This window comes from Nocardia sp. NPDC051750, assembly GCF_044453135.1.
Lineage (GTDB): Bacteria > Actinomycetota > Actinomycetes > Mycobacteriales > Mycobacteriaceae > Nocardia.
The window spans coordinates 41,691-64,069 of record NZ_JBITCK010000009.1 but is presented as its reverse complement, the minus strand read 5'-3'; the positions used below and the strand labels follow the sequence as shown (position 1 = coordinate 64,069).

The 22,379-nt window shown below is 67.4% G+C and carries 1 protein-coding gene (only partly in view); it reads left to right on the top strand.

Features of this window, described 5'->3' with window-relative positions; genetic code table 11:
- Window positions 1-22,379 carry the 3' portion of a toxin glutamine deamidase domain-containing protein gene (locus ACIA75_RS33880; RefSeq protein WP_397111149.1) on the top strand. 9,400 nt of this gene lie to the left of the window's left edge, so 22,379 of the gene's 31,779 nt are visible here — the last part of the coding sequence; its start codon lies beyond the left edge, outside the window; the stop codon is at window positions 22,377-22,379.

Sequence of the window (22,379 nt, the reverse complement as noted above, 5' to 3'; positions counted from 1 at the left end):
AAATCGAACAACAAGACTCGAACGCCGGCTCCGGGTGGAACCTCGGTGCGTGGATGCCGGACACGAGCCCGTTCCGCAGGGCCGTCACCTCCTGGTTCGGATCGCAGACTCCGCAGACGGAGAGTCACGAACTATCGGTCCGCAACGAATCCGGCTCGACCGGTCCCACGACCGCGGTTCAGAATCGCCCGGCGCACACGACCGTCGAGGCCGCCGCCACAGATCTCGATGAGATCGACATCGCCGACCTTCCCCACCCCGACGAATTCGAGCTGTCCGACGATGACGCGGAAGAGGTGCAGCCGAAGGATCCGAAAGCCACCGACCTCGGCGCGGAAGACAACAACGTCCCGAAGCCGCCCGGCGCCTCGCCTGAAGGCGATAAGGCGTCCCCGGCCGGGGACGGTTCGAAGGGGTCCTGGTCGGACTTCGGCAACTGGGTGTGGGACAAGGCCGTCGGCGCCGGAAACTGGGTCCGGCGTAACGCATTCGGTGATTCGGCGACCCATCCCACGTCCGCGGTCCAATCGGTCGTGCACACCTCGTTCTCGCCGCAGCACATGACCTCCTTCGCGCCGCTGATCTTCCGCGACTCCTACAAGTTCGAAGGCGAGATCCCCGGCGGCGTGGCCGGTACCGATTACAGCGTCGACATCCGCGGCTACTTCGACAACATCAAGGCGCTCGAGCCGACGCCGATCGACACCGAGCACTGGCTCGAGGGAACCAACACCACCGCACGGACCGAGACTGTCAACCGTGGTAACCAGGGCGGTGTCACCGCGCAGCTCGCCATCGGCGAGCATGCCGACAAGAGCTACCGCCCCGGCGGCGGCTGGCAGGGCAGCGATACCACCAGTAAGAGCGTCACCGCCGCCGATGCCACCGACACCATGCGGGTCACCTCCGATTACGGCGGCAAGGTCTACCGCTTCGCCGCGGACGCCCACTATGTCGTCACCGTCAAGGCCGGCATGCGCAATTACGTCGGCAATGCCGTCCGCCAACTCTTCGGCGGCAAGCCGCACGCCACCCGCACTCGCGTGGTCGACGCCCCCCAGCGGCTCGAGTTCTTCCTCACCGATAACGACCTGCACGACAACCCGGAGTACCGGAAACTCGTCGAGGATGAGGCCGAGAAACAAGGCTGGAAACTGGACATCGTCCCCGAGGAACACGAGCAGCAGGCGGACAAGACGTGGAAGCCGACCGAACGCCGCCTGCTCCCCGACGCGTACGCCGGTAAACGCTCCGACGATCCGGAGACGGCCAAGGGCCTGCTGTCCTTCGGCGCGGTCACCGAGGTCCTCTTCGACGACGGCCGCGGAGCTCTCGAGGACGCCGCCACGAAACTGGTGGAGAAAGTCTCACCCGGCGCCACCACGGTGGGCTCGACCAACTACCACCCCGGCGTCGCACCGCTGATCAACGAGCACACCACCAGCTTCGGTGTGCGCAATCTCGCCAACGCCGGGTCCGAGGGCAATCACTCGTTCCACTTCGTCGACCGGACCGGGCCCTTCCCGCGCCTGGTCGGTGTCACATTCACCTCCCGCCCCCGGCCGGACAAGGACCTGCCCGACGGCCAGACCCTGGCTACGCTGGAAGGTAAACAGGTCCCGCGTACCGCCGCCCTGGACAACGTCCACCGGCACATCCGCCCCGACGGCAACTCCCTGATCGAACCCGGCGCGACCAGCGTCCGCACCAGCCATTCCCAGGCCAATCAGGTGAGCGTCACCCCTTTGGCCGGTCAGATCAACGGCCATCGCCCCTCGGCCACGATTGCAGTCCAGCGCGAGGGTGAACACAGCGACATCCACAACTCCAGTCGTGACCTGAGCGCGTGGGAGCGCAGCAGTGACGCCCAGTACGAGTTCAAGGTCCCGACCGAGTACAGCGTGACGGTCGATTCGCGGCCGCTGACCGAGTCGTTGTCGGCTTATCTTGCCGACAAGGCCGGCGACCTGCTGGCTTCGGGCCTCCAAGGGCTGGCCGCCGGGCAAGGGATGGGTGTCGCGCAGGGATTGGACCCCACGGAGCTCCCCCCTGCGGGCAAGTCCGAATCGGACACGGTCGATGCCACTTCCCATGTACGCCTGCATATTTCGGACACGAAACCGATCCCGAAGGCCACCGATGCCGCCGCGACCGAGGTCGCGCGCACCAAGCCGGCGATTTTCGGATTCGATCCGTCGAAGGTCGAGCCTGCTGAGGAGGCTGCGAAGGTCGAGCCAGCGAAGGTCGAGCCAGCGAAGGAGGCCGCGAAGGACGAGCCCGCGAAGGAAGCCCCGAAGGAGACTGCGAAGGCCGAGCCCGCGAAGGAAGTCCCCGCGGAGGTGCGCGAGCTGCTGTCCGCCGTGCCCTGGAAGCCCGAGAAGCCGTTCGACCTCCGCGAATTCGACGCGTCGCAGCAACTCGCCGAGGCACTGCTGGCCGTCGATCCCTCGCTGCGGACCAACGACAACACTCGTTCGGCCGAGGCCATGTACAACCGCCTGGTCACGCTCGTCGCGAGCGGAGACCTCACCCATCTGGGGCCCGAGTCAACCGCTCCGTTCCTCAACATCGAGCCGTCCGATTCCGTGCTCACCCCGCAGAAGCACGCCGCAGACGTCAAGATCAACGGCGTCAACGTCAAGATCAGCCTGTATTCGCCGCGCGAGGAGGAGTCCGCCGACAGCGTCGCCAACGACCGCTTCAAATTCACCGTCGACAGCATGAGTTCCACGGAGAGCAAGAGCACGACGGTCGCCCCGACTGTCAGCTACAGCGGCCCGGTGGCCTCGAACGCCCGGATGGGCCCCACCGGCGTACCCATCGGCGGCCAGACCGAGAGCAAGGGAATAAGCGGCGGCATCGGCAGCGTCCTGCGCGACCTCCACCGCACCAACGCGCCGACCGCCGGCCACCGCCTGCGCAATGTGGCCCTCATCGAGGTCTCCGGGCCCAAGGGGACCCTCTGGGTCACCGGCGACATGATCCTCCGCACCATCGAGACGCCGCCGGCGAGTGCGAACGTCACGAAAACCGTCACTCCGCCGAAGGACGAGAAGCCCCCGGAAACCGAGCCGGAGAAGGAGACCGAGCCCGAGAAGACGGCCGAGCCGGACGCCGACAAGGACAAATCCGAAAAGTCCGACACGACAAAGCAAGCCGAACCCGAGGACAAGGACGAAACCGAGGGCAAGGACGCCGAGGCCGGGGCCGAGAAGAAGGCGGAAGCTGAAGCGAAGGCCGAGGCGGACAAGGCCGAAGCCGAGGCAGCAGCCGCGAAGCTCGAAGCCGAAGCGAAGGTGGCCGCGGACAAGGCTGCCGCCCAGGCGAAAGCCGAGGCAGATGCCGAGGCGAAGGCCAAAGACAAGGGCAAGTCCTGGATCTCCGGCCTGCTGGGAGGCCTCTCGTCGAAGGCCGGGCGGAGAAGAGGCGCGCGAGGGCCCGTTGTGGACTCGGTCCGTGCGCCGGAGGGATACGAGTGGGAGTCGATGCCACCGGATGGCGACTGTTTCTTCCACGCCCTCGAACGCATCGTCTTCCCCGAGCCATACGGTTCGGAACAGGAACTCGCCCAGCGGATCCAGATCCTGCGTGGCCTGGCCGCCGACGAGCTGTCGGGGCCCAGAAGTGACGACTACTTCGAGGTCTTCCTGAACATCAGGCTCCGCGACGAGAACATCGGCCGAACTCTCAGCGACGAAGAACTGCGGGCCCCGATCTCGCCGGCAGACAGGGCCCGCCATCGCACCGAGTTCGACCGGCAGGTCCAAGAGGTAAGACGGCGAGGAGTCTGGCGAACCGACGCCTTTCACCTGGTCCCCCAAGCCGCCGCGGTCGCACTCGCTCCCAGAGGCGTCACCGTGCGCGTGTACAGCCGGCAAATGCGGAATGGATTGACCTTCGGCGAAAACACCCGGGCCCGGGCCCAGGGTGCGGTCCTCATCGCGCACAACCACTACCACCTCGCCGTACCCACCGGGGATCACCCACCTGCCAGTACGCTCGGCACACCCGCGGGCACGCAGCCCGCCAGGCCCTGGGACGAATTCGCCGATCTGCTCGGCGCCGAGGTCGAGGAGTACGCCCCACGCGCCTCAGCGCAGCCTGCCCCCGACCCGGCCCGGATCACCGTATTCGGCGACGACGGGGCCGCACGCTACATCTGGTTCCCACCCTCCGGTACCTGGCCCGGCGAAATGCACGACGCCGATAGCCGACCGGTGCCGGTCACTTTCGACCAGGCCCTCGCCGACCCCGCCGTCACCGTCGTCCGTGCGTCCACTTCGGTCGCCGGAACCGCCGGCCCGGATCTGGATTCGACCGACCCGGAGCTGGCCGCGGCCATCGCCGCGTCCTTGGCCGACCTCCAAGCCTCCGTCACCTCGGCCGAAGATGCCGTGACAGCCCCGGAACCGGCCGCCGCGTCGGCCACAACACCTGCGGTATCGACCGAAGACGAGCAACGCGGGGACGAACTGCCGACCGCCCCCGATCCGAAGGCCCAGCCCCTGGGCCTGGTCACCGTCGACGAGGATGCCTTCGATCCGGACGGCAAAATCGCCCTGCCTCCCGCATCCCCCACGGGCACAGTTATTCACAACCCACTGCCCGCGGACGGCGAAGCGGCTTTGTCCGACGACGAATCGCTTTACAGCACCGACGGTTTGGACGCGGATGTTCCCTTCGCACCGCTTCCCTCGGGGTCCCTCTCGCTCGAACCCGGTCTGCCGCAGGAGACGACACCGACTCACGCGTCGAGCCCACCGCAGTCCGGGCCCGTCGAACATCACGACGGTGCCCCGTCCGTCGATCGGTCGCACCCCACGAGGACCTCCGCGCATTTCGAGCCCGCGGACGGGGACACTTATTTCGGTCAGAACCTTTCGCAGCAGCTGACAGTCGAACTCGACGGCGAAACCCAGGTCCGGCGAGCACATCTGGAACGGACCGACCCCGGCCCGCAGCAACCGGGACCCGGCCTACTGCTGCACGAGCTCACCCTCGAGCAGCGCGAGCAGCTGCTACCGATGCCCGCGGTGTCGACCAGGCTTCCCCGCCCCGCCGGCAACACCGACATCCTCACCTTCATCGACCACAACGGCCGAGCCGAACGACTGCCGGCGACCGGCACGAATGTACCGGCACGACTTGTCGAACAGCCTGGGCAGCCGGCGCACTACCAGATCACCGAGGCCGGCGGACAGGTGCACTACGTCCTGCGAGATACAGCGCCGGACTTCATCTTCCAGCCGGCTCCCCACAGCGCCGCCGCGGGCCCGGGCATCAGCATCGGCACAGTGAGCTGGAACGTGGCGGGTGGAGGGATCCGATTCCTCGCCTTCGGTGAGCACAACCAACCGCGGCCGGTGATGATGCCGTACGACGTCCCTCTCGTGGCGCGGGACGGCAACGGGCCCTGGCAATGGGTGAAGTACCCCGGAAATGTGCCGTGGATCCGCGTCAACACCTCCGGCGGTGTTCTTCCGGGACTACCTGATATCCGTGGCCGGCACAACGACCCGATCTTCGGGCCGGACGGACTGCCCAGGCCCGAAGAGGTGCGTCAAGGCGAGGCCGGGGACTGCGTCGTGCTGGCCGATCTGAAATCACTCGCCGAACACGACCCGCACGCGATCGCCGACATCCTGCACGACCACGGCGACGGCACCGTCAGTGTCCGCTTCTACGTCGAGCAGCCCGACGGCACCGCCACCCTGGAATGGGTGCGGGTCGAAAAGACGATCTATGTCACCCCGGGCACCGAGACGGGACACTTCGTCCGCCACGAGCCCGGGGAACCGCTCTGGGCCACCATGATCGAAAAGGCATACGCGCACCGGTTCGGGAACGGCGACGGGTACCGCGCCATCGAGGCAATACCGGCCACCACCGCGGCCGCACGCTTGGGCAAGGGTTTCCACCGGGCCGAAGGCGGCTGGTTCGCACAGCCGGTCGCCCGGTTCAGGAACTTCGACATCCTGAACCCACTCCGTTTCGACACCGACACTCTGCACGAGCTGGTGAGCGACTTCATCGCACGCGACCAGGTGCGCTCCGGCGCAACGAACGGGCAGACACCCACGCCGGACCTCGAATTCTCCCGTCAACTTGCCGATACCTTCCAGGACTGGCAAACCCGGCAGCTGTCCCTGTTCAATTCCACCCGAGCGCGCCTCTCCGCCCGCCACCGCAACGACCCGGCTGCCTTCGACACCGCCTGGAACGAGTTCCTGCGCACGGGGGAGCTCCGGTCTTCCGCCGGCTTCCGCGCCTACCTGGATCAGCGCTTCCCGCAGCGGTGGGAGACCGAGAAACAAGCGCTCACTGTCTATTTCAGCGAGGTATACGACGGCCCGTCCCAGGATCGGTTGCTGTCGAGCAGATCCGCGGCCGCGGCCAGGGCGATCGGCGGGCAGATCGAATGGGCACTGCGCCGCGGCACCACGGTAACCGTCGGAACCTCCTCCTTCGGAGGCACCAACGCTGTACCGGGCCTGACCCAGAATCACGCCTACACCGTCTTGGCAATCGAACACGACCAAGCCGGTCGGCCGGTGCGTGTTCTGCTGGACGACCCGTACGGCAACCACGGCCGCTATCCCGTTCCGCGCGACGGCATCGAATACCGGCTCGACCCTCGGGGAACCGATCACATCGGCGAACCGGGCATCCCTCCTCGTCAGGCCCCCGAAGGCACCGAGTACGGCACCGAACCCGATGGCAAACGGTATCGCCGTGAGCCGGACGGCACCGAGTACGGCACCCACCCCGGCGGCACCCGGTATCGCCGCAACCCCGACGGCACCGAGTACGGCACCGAACCCGGCGGCACCCGGTATCGCCGCGACCCCGACGGCACCGAGTACGGACTGACCCCCAGCGGCGCCCGGTACCACGAAACCCCGGACGGGATGATCCAATACACGTACCCGAGCGGGGGCAGACGCCTCGAAACCCCCGACGGAACCCAATACTGGACCGAACCCAACGGCGACAAAGAGCGCAAACCAGCGGGGACCGACGACTGGATCCCCGACCCGGGCCGCGTGGACCCACCCGACACCACCGTCCCACGCCGCGGCGGCATCCTCGCGGTCGACCTCACACACGTGCCGAAATTCCTCGCGATCGGCATGAGCGGCCCCGGAGCCTACGGCCTCGAACCACTGTCACGCACAAACGTCCGGCCGCTCGACAGCGACGAGGACAACGTGCTGCACACGCTGTTCGACGAACCCGACGACCGCGACACCGTGGTACCCGCCGACGATCACCAGGAAATCGGCACACCGCCCCCGGCCACACCGCTGCCGCCGCTGGCGAGCACACCACCGGCATTGACAAGCGCCGCCGACACGGAGGGCGATATCGCCCTCCTGCCCGCCTCCCCGACGGGCACGGTCGTTCACAACCCGCTGTCCGAGGACGGCGAAGCGGTCCGGTCCGAGGAGGAATCGCTCCTGCCGGAAACCGGGCACACCGACGAAACCGTCACACCGCCGCCGCTCGTGCCCACCCCGGGCGTCGAGCAGTGGACCCTCGTCACCGACCCGGACGAAGCCGGCACATCGCGTCAACCGCACCAGGATTCGCCTCTGCCGGCGCAAGCGGACCCGGAACTGCCGGTATCCCTGCCGCACGCGCAGCGCAAGGATTCCGAGACCGAGCTGCCCGCGGATCCGGTCACCGGTCCGACTGTCCGGCCGCTCCGGCTGAGCTCTATCCGATCCGCGCTCCGTATGGACGACGAGGAGTCGATCGGCACCCTCGAATCCGAGAACTCCACACCCTCCGAAGACGCCGCGCCTCCCGAGGTCTCCACGACGGTCGAGGACCTCGCATCAACCGAGCCTGTGACACTGCCCTCGGATGTCGAGCCGTCCGAGCTTGTCGAGGCACCCGAGGTCGACAAGGCACCCGATGACGTCACGCCGATCGAGAAGGTCGATACTGCCGAGGACGTCACTGCGGTCGACGACACGATCTCTCCCAAGGATGTCGAGCCGGCCAAGACTGTCGAGACGCCCACCGAAAAGGCGCCGGCATCCCAGGGCACGCAGGGCCGAGGCGACACGGTTGCCGCAGACGATTCGGCCACCCCCGCCCGGAGCACGCGCAGTCCGTGGAACCGTCTGCAGCGCCTGGCATCCCGCATCCGCACCACACCGGACCGGACGACCGACCCCGCCGCACTCCGCCTGACCGAGGAAACCCCGCGCCGACACACCCGCGATCTGTTCCGGCGCCCCCTGGACCGTTTCCGCCGCCGCCCGGCGACTTCCACCCCGCTACCGATCTCGCAGACCGTCCGCGGCGACGGCACCGCCGCTCATGTGGCGGTCACGATCCGTCCGGACTCGACCGTGCGGGATACGCAGGTGAGTCCGGATTGCCTCGTCGACACCCTCACCCATATCCGGAACGACCAGGGCGGTAGCACCAGAATCCGGATACCGCAGACCCGCTCACCGCTGGCCGCCCGCACGAGACGGGAGCTCGAGTGGGGCGCCCGCGGGCGACTGCACGGATATCCCGACGAGAGCGCGATCGTCCGGAACCTCCAGATCCACGGCCCGGGTGCCCAGGCGCTCGTCGTCGCCGTGCACGCAACTCCCAACGGGAACGGTGTCGGCGCGCATGCGTATCGAATGGTCAACGACGGTGGTCTCGTTCGTGTCCACGATGTCGCCGATCCCGCGCATACGCTGCCCGGGCAACAGCATCCGGCCGGTGTCCATGCCGTCCTGTACACCCCGCGGGGCAAAACGGTTCGCCCGCTGCTCCCACGTGGTGCCGCGGTCCCGGGATTCCCATCCGATATCCGCATCGGCGCGCCCGAGGACGATGTCACGGGCGTCCGGCCGCCCGGCGGTCGGATGGTCGCCCCCAGACGAGCAGGCGGCACCCCGGAGCGCTCCTCTCGCACAGCACGCGGATGGCGGCGGCTCGCGAGCTCCGTATCTCGCCTGCGCGACAACCTCGGCACTCCCGCCGATTCCACCACGGTGGCGACGACCTCTCCTGCGACGCGAGATGTTCCCACGGCACTGCCGGCCCTGTACACCGTCGACGACGGCGCCACCGCATACGCGCCGGCCACCGGCGCACCGCAGGGTGGGCCGCGCACTCCGGCCGCGGTACGGGACGGTGCCAACTGCGCGGTGGCAGCGCTGGGACAATTATCCGCGTTCACCGGGCGTCCGCGTCCGCGGGTGCCCGAGACACTCGCCGGTATCACCGGTATGCCCGCAGGTGCCTTGGCAGAACACACGGGCGCGCCGCTGCGGCCGTTCCGCGACCACGCCGATATCGCCGCGCAACTGACCGAGGTCGGACCGGGCGCGGTGGCTCTGGTGGTGGACCACTACCGGGGCCCTGCCGACGCCAACGGGGTGGGCGGGCACGCATATCTGCTCCGTGTGGGCGACGACGGCACCATTGCGGTCCATGATTCGGCCGATCCCGATACACGAGTCTTCCCGCCGCGGGCACCCCGTGAGCTGGCGGGCACGCACGCGGTGCTCTACGACGCTCAGGGCAACCCGGTGTTCACCGTTCCCGCGAACTCGGACGAGCTGCCCGCGGCGACTCGGATCGGTGCGGAGGGGGCCGGTGACAAGGACAGCGAGCCGAGCGATGAGGACGGCAAGCCGAGCGGTCCCAGTGATCCGGTCAGGAATTTCGGTGCCCGCCGGGACGGCGCCGACGGGCTGGTCAACATCAGGAAGGTTCCGGACAACACGATCAAGTGGCTGCGTGAGCACATCGTCCAGGCGGTGGAGACGAAGGGCGAATACGACAAGAACAGAGCGGCTCGATGGGTCGAGGTCTACCGCAAGAAGTATCCGGACGCGACCGTCGACCGAATCCGCCAGGAAATGGACGATTCGAAGCCCCCTCAGGAATTCCGGGACGCCGTCGAAAAGGTCCTGTCTCCCGGTTCGGGCACCTCCGGAACCGACCGCGGACCGGACACAGTGAACAAAGAAACCGACATCGCGCGCGTAGCGGACGAGAAATTCCGCGCCGAGGTCGAACGGAAGCTGACCGCCGAGTTGACCACCGCCGAAATGAGGCGGCTGCTGAGCAAATCGGGTATCCCGCTGCCGGTGAAATACCAGGGCAAACCCTATCCGGTATTCCTGCGTCTGAAACTGAACCCGAGCCCCCGCGACGGGTCGCGGAAACATGAAGCCCCGCCGGTGAGCACCCAGCAGTGGATCTACGGATGGCACGAGGTCAGCGACTTCGCGGGCAGCCAGAATCACCGCTCGACCGGGCTGACTCTCAATATGCTGTTCAATGCGGTGGCCCGTGGTGCGTTGCGCAGAGGGGGCCTGGAACCGCGGGTGGACATCACGCACAACGAGCTCGAGTCGAACACAGCGACCTTTGCGACGGTCCAGTCGATCAACAAAGAGCGCAGCACCGACGCCGAGGCCGTGCCGCACGACTACGAGATGCAGTGGGAGCTGCGTCTCAACGACGACGGCGTGGACGGGGCGCTGTCGGGCGATCTGCCGGACGCGACGGGCTGGATGCCCATCCCGGAAGTGCCCCCGGAAGATCTGGTGGCCTGGTTCCCGAAATATCTGAACGACAGCAAGGAACTCCCGAAGGCCGGCTCCGGGACGGATCCCGCCGCCACCACCCCGCCGCCCTTCCACCGCACCGATACCGAGTCCATTTCCCTGGAGCAGGTGCCGCACTTCAGTGCGCTCGACTTCCCGCAGCACGAACGGCTCTTCGCCGATGTGATGGCCTCGTTCCCTGATCAGGTCAAGGGAATCTCCGAGGATTCCGCGGTGCGACTGCGGACGTTCTTCGGCGACACCTTCCTCGGCAACATCCCGGCGATGCACGGTGGTGCGCTGGCGACCCCGACCTTGTACACCCCGTCCGGCACCGCGCTCGGGTTCTTCGAGGTGGAGATTCTCGACTTCCACGGCGGGGACACCCTCACCGGTCCCACCACCGCCGCGGGGAACTCCCGGCTCGAAACCAATGTGCTGCGGGCGTTGCGCACGCAAGCCCGCGCCGCGGTCTCCAACGCGCTCGGCCTGTCCCTGGCGTTGATTTTCCGGTTCGGCAAGGGCAGCGCCGACCCGGCGACCGGCTATTCGCCGTTCGGGGGGGATTACAAACCCAAAGGCGGCGTATCGCACAAGAACGTTCAGGCGCTGCTCTCCGGCAACCGGGCTCTCACGTCGCGTGCGCTGCGCCTGGTGGCCCATCTGCTGCACACGACACCCGAGATGGAGGTCCGGGTCAGATTCGTCGGGGCCGAGGGCACGCCCGTCGAGCCGAAGAAAGGCACACCCCTTGCCCCGGCCGGGAAGAAGGCCGGGAAGGATTCGACGGCGGGGGAGGATTCGAAGACCGGGAAGGACACGACGCCCGGTAAGCGCTACCCGATCAACATGCTGGTGCCGTCGCTGAAGTCCCTCGGCCACAAACCCGCAAAACAGCGCCACCTGCCCTCGGACCTGCTGCACCTGCGCCAGCTCGGGCTGACGACCACCCCGCTCCGGACCGATATCCCGAAGGACATATTCGACAAGATCGAGACATTCCTCGCGGACAAGGAGTTCCTGCCACCCCAGGACAGGGCGCAGCGGAATATCTTCACCCCGGAATCCACCAGGAATCAGCGACTGGAGAACGTCCGCAAGCTCGAACAGATCAAGTCCAGGATGGGTCGCCTCGCCACCGTGGACGAGATGATCCAGGACGGCTCCCAGGCGGTCTTCACGAAGGCAGGCGAGCGCATCTCCGTCACCATCAAGGCCGAACGGCGATACGCGACGCGCACCGGCCGGTACGACCCGAACGGCGACTCGACCAAGGGCGTCACCCATGAATGGACGATCCCCGACCTCCAGACGATGAACTACTCCGGCGTCATCTCGACGACCGGGGAGCAGTCCCAGAAGACACCGTACGACTGGAATGCCAGCCTCATCAGCGGCGAAGTGACCAACCCGTTCAACGTCGAGGGTAGTCAAGCCCTGGCGGGCCTCGAGGGCTCGCACACCCGGACGGGCGGTGATACCAAGACCGACCAGAAAACCCACAACCTGGCCGAGGAGAACTACACCTTCAGCCCCAAGGGTCTCGAGATCTTCGGTGTGCCCACCCGCTACTACGTGGAGATCGCCTACAGCCACGGCGACAGCCCGGACCCGATAGAGGGTGAGGGCAGCTTCCACCTGGCCGTACCGGAATACCTGACCACCGGCGAAGCCACTACCGAATCGCGGGCCGAGACGAAGGTCCGGAAGGATCCGGACTCCGCGGCCGAGCTACCCGCCGACGTCACCAAAGGACTCGGCTTGGCCGCGAAGACCTCGATCGAGGAGGGCGTCGGCAGGCTCCCGATGTCCGCCGTCGTCGCGGGCCACCCGGTCAGCGCGATACTCGGTAAGGTCACCAGAGATCTCATGGGCGAGATCGAACGCGATGCCGCGGCCGAGGCGGCCGAGCAGCAGGCCAAGCCCATGCCCGGTGCGTTCCCGGAGGATCCCGGTGAGCCTCCGAAGGATTCGGAGAATGTGCTCCCGCTCCACCGGCAGCAGATCGCACCACAGAACCCGGACTCCGGCTGGAATCTCGCCGCCTGGATGCCGAGTACGAACCCGTTCCGCAGAGCTGTCGACGCGTGGTTCCGGCCGCGGACTGCCCAGCCCGACAATTACGAACTGCCGATCCGCAACGAACACGGTTCGACCACCGCGGTTCAGGATCGCCCGGTGGATACGCCGGTCCAGGTGGGTACGACCACTGTCGAAGAGGCCGCCCGCACCGATCGTCCCCAGCCCGACGACAAGGCGGAACAGTCCCGGCCGAAGGACCCGGAACTCACCGATTCCGGCGCAGCGGACACCGAGCCCCAGAAGAAGTCCGGCGAAAACCCCAGCGACGACGCGCCGGCACCGGGCGGCGACGGCCGTCAGGACGATTGGTCGAAGTGGGCCGGCTATTTGTGGGACAAGGCGGTAGGTCTCGGATCGGAGATCCGGCGCGCCTGGTCCGGCGATCCGGTGTTACATCCCGCGTCCCCGGTCCAATCGGTCGTGCACACCTCGCTGTCGCCGAACCATATGACATCGTTCGCGCCGCTGATCTTCCGTGACTCGTACAAGTTCGAGACCGACATTCCCGGCGGGGTGCACGGTAGGGACTACAGCGTCGATATCCGCGGCTATTTCGACAACATCAAGGCGCTCGAACCGGTCAAGATCGACACCGAGCACTGGCTCGAGACAACCAACAACACCGCCCGGGCCACTGCCACCAACAAGGGCAACCAGGTCGGCACCGCCCTGAAAGCCATCTTCGGCAAGGAGGCCGACACGAGCTTCCGGCCCGGTATCGGCTACCAGTACGGCGACTCCACCAGCAAGCAGGTCACCGCCGCCGATGGCACCGACACGATGCGGGTCACCTCCGATTACGGCGGTAACGTGTACCGGTTCGTCGCGGACGGTCACTACGTTGTCACCGTCGAACTCGGTCTGCGCAAGTACCTCAGTGGGGTCTTCCGCGGCAAGCCGTACAACAAACGCACCCGTGTCGTCGACGCGCCCCGAGCGTTCGAGTTCTTCCTCACCGACAACGACCTGCACAACAACCCGGAATACCTGGAACTCGCCCGGAAGGCAGCCGAGGCCCGGGGCCAGAAATTCGAGATCATTCCCGCGGAGCACCAGAAGACCGAGACCGACGCCGAGAAGGCCGAGTTCGGGGATTACAAGCCGGCCGAGCGCCGCCTGCTTCCCGACGCGTACGCCGGTAAACGCGCCGACGATCCGGAAACCGCCAAGGCCCTGCTGTCCTTCGGTTCGGTGACCGAGGTCCTCTTCGACGACGGCCGCGGTGCCCTGGAGGACGCCGCCACGACGCTCGTGGAGAAGGTCGCGCCCGGCGCGACCGACGTCGCCTCCACCAACTACCACCCCGGTGTCGCCCCGCTGATCAACGGGCTCAGCACCAGTTTCGGCGTGCGCACCCTCGCCAACGCCGGGTCCGCGGGCAATCATTCGTTCCACTTCGTCGACCGGTCCGGGCTCGTGCCTCGCCTGGTCGGTGTCACCTTCACCTCGCGTCCCCGGCCGGACAAGGACCTGCCCGATGGTCAGACCCTGGCCACGCTGGAAGGTAAACGAGTTCCGCACACCGCCGCCCTCGACAACGTCCACCGCGCTATTCGCCCTGCCGGCAACCCCCTGTTGCAACCGGGTGCGTCCAGCGCCGGCGAAACCCGTACCAGAAGCCATGAGATGGACGGCATCGTGGGCTTCGCGGCCGGCGATGCTCGCTTTTCGGGCGCGGTCGCCGTCCAGCGCGAGGGTTCGAACACCGACACCCACACCTCCACTCGCGACGTGAGCGCGTGGCAGCGCAGTAATGGCGGCCAGTACGAATTCAAGGTCCCCACGGAGTACACGGTCACGGTGGACTCGCGGCCGTTGACCGAAGCGTTGTCGGTCTATCTGCTCGGAAAGGTCGGCGAGGCCGGCGGCCTGGTGCTCGACAAGGTCGGCGACCTCGTGTTCAGGGGCAAGAAGAACACGAAGAAGCGGACGGGGGCACCGGAGGAGGACAAGTGGGTAGGGGTCGTGGAGGGGCTGGACCCTGCGGATCTCCCACCTGTGGTCGCGGCAGAATCGACTACCAAGAAGTCCACTTCACATGTGCGCCTGCATATTTCGGATACAAAGCCGAAGAAGGGCGATTCCGGCGCGACCGAAGTCCCCCGCACAGAACCGCAGATCTACGCGTTCGATCCGACCGTGAGCGATTCCGATCCGGCGGCGAGCACCGAGTTCGAGTCCGGCGACAAGGTGCTGGCGGACGTGCAAAAACCACCGCCCGCAGTCACTCGGAAGCCCAAGGATCCCTTCGATACCGACCTGGAAAAGGGCCCAGATCCCGCGCCCGCGGACAAGGCACCCGCTAAGAAAGTGCCCCCGGACGTGCGCGAACTGCTGTCCGTCGACCCCTGGAAACCCGAGCTCTCGTTCGACATCCGCGAATTCGACGCGGCGCAGCAGTTCGCCGATGCGCTGCTGGCCGTCGATCCCTCGCTGCGGACCAACGACGGCACCCGCTCGGCCGAGGCCATGTACATCCGCCTGGTCACCCTCGTCGCGCGCGGCGATTTCATGCAGCTGGGCCCCCAGTCCACGGATCCGTTCCTCAACGTCGAACCGTCCGGTACCGCGCCCACCCCGCAGAAGAAGCACGTCAAAGAGGCCCGGATCGGCGAGGTCGATGTCAAGATGAGCCTCTACTCGCCGCGCGCCGAGGATTCCAGCGATTCGATCGCCATCGACCGCTTCGATTTCATTGTCGACAATATGAGTTCCACCGAGAGCAAGAGCACGAAGGTTGCCCCGACGCTCAACTTCACCAGCCCGGAAATCGGGGGCGTCGCACGCCTGGGCGTCAACGATTTCTCTGCCGGCGGGCACACCGAGACCAGGGGTGGAAGCACGGGCGTCAACAGCGTCCTGCGCGCACTTTTCCGTACCAACACACCGGTGGTCGACGGCCACCGCTCGCGCTCGGTGGCCGTTATCGAGGTCAGTGGGCCCGAGGGAACTCTCTGGGTCACCGGCGACCTCATCCTGCGCAGCATCGAGGCGCCGCCGGCGAGTGCGAACGTCACGAAGACCGTTACCCCGCCGAAGGATCCGGAGTCCACGGAGAAGGACTCGGCGAAGAAGGCGCCCGAGAAATCGGACGTAACAAAAGAATCCGATCCCGATCCCGAGTCCAAGGGCAAGGACGCCGAAGCCGACGTCAAAGAAGAAACGGAGGCCGAAGACAAGGGTGATGCACAGGCCGAGGCAAAGGCCGAGGCGGAGAAAGCTGAGGCTGAAGCGAAGGCCGAGGCGGAGAAAGAGGCTGAGGCGAAAGCCGAGGCTGCCAAGAACAAGGCTGATGCCGAGGTCAGGGCAAAGGCTGAGGCAGAAAAGGCCGAGGCAGAAGCGAAGGCCGAAGCGAAGAAAGAGACTGAGGCGGACGCCGAGGTCGCCGAGGAGAAGGCTGACGCCGAGGGAACGTCCGGGTCCGAGACGAAGGCTGAGGATGCGGCGGCGGAGGCCGAAGCGAAGGGTAAGTCCCCGGTTGTCGGTCCGGAGGGAGCCGACGACCACGCACCCCTACCGTCACCGCAGGTCCGGAGTGGGACAGGTGAGCGATCACCCGTCGTGGCCGGTATCCGCGCACCGGAGGGATTCGTGTGGGAATCGATGCCGAAGAATGGCGACTGTTTCTTCCACGCCCTCGAACGCCTCGTCTACCCCGACCCGCACCGCTCGGAAGCGGAACTCGACCAGCGGATTCGCTATTTGCGCGGCCTTGCCGCCGACGAACTGTCGGGTATCGGGGGCTACGGCTACTTCGATTCCTTTCAGCAGACGTTGCACGCTGACCTGAATCCTGATGCGGAGGCCGATGATGGGGCCGTCGAGATCCCGCCGGTCGATTCGGTCCGCTACCGTGCGGAGTTCGAGGAACAGGCCGAAGATATTCGGCAACGAGGGGTATGGGAGAACCTTGTCTCCGACCGGGTTCCTCAGGCTGCGGCCGCCGCGGTCGCCCGGCTGGGCCACATTGTGCGCCTGTACGGTGCGGCATACCCGGACGGAGTGACCTTCGGCGAGGACAGCAGTGCACGACCCCACGGCTCCATCCTCCGCGCCTCCGACCACTACCATCTCGCCGTGCCCGCCGGGGCCCACGTACTCACTTCGGTCGCCGATACCGGCGACCCGGATGACCCGGACCTGGCCGCTGCCATCGCCGCGTCCTCGGCCGACCGGGCCACCAGTGCCGAGTCCTCGTCCACTGGCACCGTGGTAGCGGCCGAAAGCAAGAAATTCGGTGACGAACCGCAGGCCGCCCCCGATCCGAAGCTTTCCGCGCTGGACCCGGGCACCGTCGATGAGGATGGCGTCGATTCGGACGGCGATTTCATCCTCCCGCCCGTATCCCCGACGGGCACGGTTATTTACAATCCACTGTCCGAGAACGGCGAGGCGGCCCTGTCCGACGACGGACGGCTCCCGCCGGAATCCGGGCACACCGACGAAACCGTCACACTGCCGGCGCTCGAGTCCACCACGCGCATCGAGCAGTGGACCCTCGTCACCGACCCGGACGAAGCCGGCGCATCGCCTCAACCGCACCAGGACTCGCCCCTGACACAGGAAGCGGACCCGGAACCGCCGGCATCCCTGCCGCACGGACAGCTCACCGACTCCGAGACCGAGTTGCCCGCGGACTCCGGGACCGAGCTGCCCGTAGAACCGATCACCGGATCCACGGACCACCCGCGGCGGCTGAGCGATATCCGATCCGCACTCCATATGGACGACGAGGAGCCGGCCCGGCCACCGCGCCGCTCCCGCTCCGACGAGCAGTTCGACTTCACCGGACCACGGGCGAACTCCCAGCCGATCGGACGCCGGGACGGTCGACGATCGTCTTCGGTCACCGGGCAGCAACGCTTCCCCCTGTTCCTCGCCGGGACATCACCGAGCACCGACCCCCGTCTGCTCAGCACCACCAGCCCGTTCCCCGCCGCGTCGACGCCCGCCGAAACCCTCGGGCTGCCGAGGTCGTTCGGCACCACCGCGATCACCCCACCCGAGGCCGTCCGCACAGAGCTCGAGGACGTCACGCTGTCCGAAGGCAGCACGCTCCCCGTAGACCGCACACCAACCGAAGTCGGCACGCCGGCGGAGGACAGGCGGGAACGCACGGAGGACGGACGATCGGCGACCGATCCCGACGCTTCCCGGGAACAGTCCGGCCGACCGGCCGCATCACCTGCGGACCCCCCGGCCCCCGACGCCGAGGACACCTCACAGCACCGGGCCCACACCGCGATCCGGGACTTGACACCGGACGAGGACCACGCGCTGCGCGAATACGCCGATATCCAGCGGATCGTGCTGCAGCGGATCTTGTCGATCGGCGGGATCGACGACGACGCCCTCTTCCACCTCGTCGAACGGATGCGACCGGACCTGCTCGGCGACGTGGCCAGTGCGGCGGAAGCGCTGGGGACGACCGCCCAGAACGCTGTGGATTGGCAGCGCCGGGCCGACATCTTCGGTATGAGCCTGCAGGATGTCGCACGCGACCAGACCCGCGGGACCGACGACTTCGGAGGCGGTTTCGTCGACGATTTCGCCGCCTTCCGTGCCGGTGACGGTTTCGTGGACGATTTCGCCGCCTTCCGTGCCGCCGACGGTTTCGTGGACGATTTCGCCGCCTTCCGCAGTGAGCATTTCGAGGAGGGAACGTCCGCCGGGGCGCCGGTGCCTGGAGACGACGCCGCGCCGCTGGAGGAAGCCGGGCAGTCGGAGGAGGCCGCGTCTCCAGAAGACGTCGCGACGGCGGAGGAAGCGCCGGCGCGCACGCCCACGCCGGAGTTCCGGGAACTGACTCCCGCGGAAACCGATGCGCTGCGGCAATTCGGCAGGATCAGCGCGGAGATCGGTGATGCGGAACCGGAGGAGGCGCTGGAACTCGCCCGGCGATTGCGGCCGGAACTTCAGGACGCTTTCCACCGTGCGGCGACGGCGCTCCGGGTGCCCCCCGGGTTGGCTGTCGATCTGCAGATCGAGGCCGACAATCGCCAGGACACCGAGCCCGGTCTCCGGGTGGAAGACCTCAGACGCCGGATCACCGTGGCCTGGGAGCCGGTACCCGACTACTCCGAGCCGTCCACACGGATCTGGGAGCCGTCACCGCACGATGGGAACCATCTGCTGGAGGTACTCGCGCAGTCCTCCGGCCACCCGGCGCCGGACGAGATGCGTACCACGCTCGCCCAGCGCATGGAAGCGCATCTCGAGGACTATGTCGACCTGATCCCCTTCTTCACCCCCGACGGACTGAAAGAACTGAAGGTCGAGAAGCTCCGCGTGGCCCGGATGGAGGCCGAGGTCAACAGAGAGAGGTGGCGACGCGCCGGCAGGGCCACCGAACTCATCATGCGCGGCGAACTCGCGCGTGGTGCGCCGATGCCCAGGACCGCCGAGGAGATCGCGGCGGAAACTCGCCGGAACGAGCAGTTCGAGGAATCGGTTCGGCAATTCACCGAATCGGTTCGCGGACGTGCGCGGGATCGGCTGAGATATCTGCTCGGCGCGGTGCGGGATCCGAACCGGCCCCTCGACCATCTGATGAGTGCCGACCTCCTGCCGATTGTCGCCCGGGAACTCGAACTCAATATCGTTGTGCTGCGCCCGGACGCACCCCGCGACGTGTACCAGCACGGCCGGCCGAACGCGCCGTTCACGCTGCTGTATGCCTCAACCGAGCACCCGGAACACCTGCAGGTGGCCACAACCACCGACGGCACCCCGCTCCGGCTGCACCCGGACCACCTGCAGGACCCGGTCACATTCGAACCGCCGCCGGGACGTGAGTGGCAGCCGGAAACGCCGACCGGCAGCGAGCCCCGGAACACCGGACATCTCGACGACAACGGCATCCGGGTCTTCGATTCCGACGACGCGGGCTTGGAATACGGCGAGTCCGTGCTGAACCAGTGGCACCTGCTCCCCCCGGAACAGCAGCACGCGGCGTGGGCATATCACGCGTCCGCGATCCACAACACACTGCTGCGGGAGGGCAGCGGCCGGGTACAGGAGGTGCTCGGGCGCGGGCACTCCGCTGCCCAGCACATGGCGCTGCTGGCCGAACTGACCGGGCCGGGGGAGCCTACGCTCACCGCGCTCCTGGAACATTACCGAGCCGGGGAAGAGCATCTGTACGAGGTGCTTCCGGATCCGCACCGCGCGAACGCGACCTGGCAGCTGATCCACGCGATCGTCAACAGGAATGATCCGGAGTCGACGCTCGCGCAGCTGATCGCCGACGCGGGGTCCCACCGGCAAACGCAGGAACCGTTCTTCCAGCGCTACTTCGGCACATTGCCGAGCTTCGATATGCTCGCGCACGGGATCCACACGCTCGATCAGGCGACCCGGCCCCTACCGAACACCGAGCCGATCCGGGTCGTGCGCGGCCTGACGAGCATCTACTTCATGCGGGACCACAACGGAAACCCCTTCCGCTCATACCAGGACCCGGCCGATCTCATAGGCACCGTGCAGCAGGAGCCCGGCTACCTGTCCACCTCGGTCGGGCATGACCTGGCCACCATGCCGGACGGCCGCCGATTCGAGTACCGGGTGAATCTCACCGTTCCGCCCGGCGCCCCGGGCCTGTGGATCGGACCGCGCAGCGGGGTACCCCGCGACAACGAACTCCTCCTCGCCCGCGATACGCGCTACCGCATCACCGGGGTGACCCGAGACGAAGCGAACGAGCTCGTCGTCTTCGATGCGGAGGTCCTGCTCCCCGAGCACCTCGCCCCATCCGGAGACACCACGCCATCCGAAGCCGCCGCGCCTCCCGCGGACGCCACGACCGCCGCGGACCCGACGCCGGCCGACCATGTGACGCTGACCCAGGATATCGAGGCACCGGAGGGTTTCCGGGCGCCCGAGGACATCACGCCGGCCGAAGAAATCGCACTCCCCGTCGACCCCGCACCATCCGAAGCCGCCGTGCTGCCCGAGGTCCCCACGTCCTTCGAGAACCAGACACCGGCCGACGATGTGACGCTGACCGAGGTTGTCGATGTGCCGGAGGAGGTCAGGGCACCGGAGGACATCGAGCGACGCGAGGAGGTCACGCCGGCCGAAAACATCACGCTCCCCGCGGTTCTCACATCACCTGAAGCTGCCGTGCGGCCCGAGGACCCCGCGTCCGTCGAGCACGTGACGCGGTCCGAGGATATCCAGGAGCCCGGGGACATCACGTCGTCCAAGGGCTTCACGTCAACCGGGCACGTGACGCTCTCCGAGCGCATCACGCCACTCGGCGATATCGTCTCTCCTCAGGCGGTGGAGCCGGCCACGGTCGTCGAGGCACCCGCCGAGAATGCCCCGGCACCCGAGGGAACGCAGCGCTCGGGCCGCACGGTCCCCGCTTCCGACGGAAGCGCCCTGACGGGCCTCGCCACCACACCGCACGCCGCCGACTCGGCCACTCCCGCCCGGCAGACCCGTGGCACATGGAACCGGCTGCAGCGCTTCGTGTCCCGTATCCGGCCCGCGTCCGACCGGTCGACCGGCGCCGCGGTAATCCGCCCGCCCGAGGGCACGCCGCGCCGCCACACCCGCGATCTGTTCCGGCGTCCCCTGGACCGATTGCGCCGCAATCCGACTCCCACCCCGGTACGGATCTCCCGGACTGTTCGTGGCGACGGCACCACCGCTCATGTGGCGGTCACGAACCGTCCCGTCTCGATCGTGCAGGGCCCGCAGGCGGGTACGGACTGCGTCACCGACACGCTCACCGACATCCGAAACTCTCTGGGCGGCACCCGGATCCGAATACCGCAAAACCCCTCGTCCCTGCCCGGCCGTACGCGCCGGGAACTCGAACGGGCCGCGGGCGCGCGACTCCACGGATATCCCGACGAGAGTGCGATCGTCCGGAACCTCCAGATCCACGGCCCCGGCGCACAAGCGCTCGTCGTCGCTGTACACACGACTCCCAATGGCAACGGCATCGGCGCGCACGCCTATCGAATGATCAACGACGGTGGTCTCGTCCGCGTCGACGACGCCGCCGACCCCGCGCATACGCTGCCCGGACAACAGCATCCGGCCGGTGTCCATGCCGTCCTCTACACCGCGCAGGGCAAGACGATTCGCCCGCTCCTCCCACGCGGTGCCGCGGTCCCCGGTCTCCCGTCCGGTATCCGCATCGGCGCTCCTCAGGACGCTGCCGGCGTCACCGCGAGCACAAGCAGTTCCCCTGCGGTGCAACACAGTCGAACTCGACCATCGGCGGGATCGGTCTTGCGCAGCATCCGCCTCCCATCCGGCGATGGTTCCGCCCGGCCCGCGCAGAGCGTGCCCGGCCGGCAGTCGTGGTGGGACCGCCAGGACGGCGACGAATCGACCGGTTCGCGGTTCCATGTGCGGGCGAGACTGCGCAATCTGCTGGGATCCCAGCCGGCCCGAGCCGCGCAGTCCGGGCCGGACATGGAGACCGAGCCACCGGGCACGCAGCCGCCGCCGGAGGGCTCGGGACGCCGGCACCCGGATATTTGGTATCGCGGGCACGGGCGGCCGCAGCGCGTCCGTCCGAAAGAGTGGCATCTACCCTCCGATTTCCACGCGCCGGAACCGACCGGTGAATCGTGGCTGCCCGGCGGCGCAGTGGCCGGTGACGGCGCGCCTGTCCCGGAACCCGCCGGGCAGCCAGCGGATATTTCGTCGGCCACCGGCGGCGCCACGCCTCCTCCGGCGCCGGATGTGGATATTCCGTTCACCTTGAACTGA